This window comes from Vibrio sp. Vb1574, from assembly GCF_033338675.1.
In genome coordinates this window covers 1-1,008 of the sequence record NZ_JAWOTC010000498.1, presented here as the reverse complement: position 1 = coordinate 1,008, position 1,008 = coordinate 1, and the positions used below count along the sequence as shown (strand labels likewise).

The 1,008-nt window shown below is 42.6% G+C and carries 1 protein-coding gene; it reads right to left on the bottom strand.

Annotated features, from left to right (window positions below):
* A partial coding sequence (locus R7O12_RS27150; protein WP_318127156.1) for an ABC transporter substrate-binding protein occupies window positions 1–1,008 on the bottom strand: 1,008 nt, incomplete at both ends.

Genomic DNA, 1,008 nt, shown 5'->3' with positions numbered 1-1,008 from the left:
TGTCAGAATGCAAGTACTCCCAGTAAGCTGGAATCTCACCAGATCCCATGTTCAGGAATGCCAGCTGGTGCTTCTTCTCTAAAATGTACTTAAACGCAGATGAACCATCGACTAAGTTCAATGTGAACTCTAGACCTGCCAGCTTCGCTTGCTCTTTTAAGTATGCAATACGAGGTGTCCATGAGTTGTAACCATACGTAATCGCAAAGCTTAAACGTTGGCCTTTGTCGTTTACGCGAATACCATCTGAACCTAGAGTATCAAAACCTGCTTTTTCGAAATGCTTAACCGCAGCATCGACATCAAACTTTGGCGGAGTGTTGTTTGGATCGTCATACTCACCATGACCAAAGCCCAAACCATGTGGCTTACGTGAGTAGTCACCACGCATGATGTTCTCTATCATGCCATCAAAATCTGTTGCAGCCATGATGCCTTTGCGCACTTCAAGATTATCCAACAAAGGCATTGCCGTATTCATCCATACGCCACCAGCGCCTTGTGGTGATTGGTTGAATCCCCAATACTTTTGGATATAACCTTTTTTGTAAACATCAGTGTTCGTTTTATCGTGCCAAAAGCTTGGTAGCACCATTTCAAAGTAATCGAGATTACCTTTTTCGAAGTGCTTCATCGCAATGTCAGGATCGCGAATAACTGTGATACGGACTTTCTCTACGTTATAACGGTTCTTGTAGTAACGATTGTTGTAGCCCCACCAATCTTCACCAACATGCTTAAAGGTAACACTCTTCCCTTTTTTAACCTTATCTAGGTAGTATGGTGCTGCCGTTGGTTCAGCTTTGAAGTTGAATTTACGTACAAAATTATCCGGCATGCCATCGTTGTTTTCATCCTTCTCACCTTTGAAAAAGTGTTTTGGACGAGGTTGGAAGCCATTGCTTGGCATATTAATCATGACCATCAGAGAATCATGACTCTGTGCAACCGCTAAATTAACACGCATGGTGTAATCATCAATTTTTTCCACGCTAACAATGCTGTTGG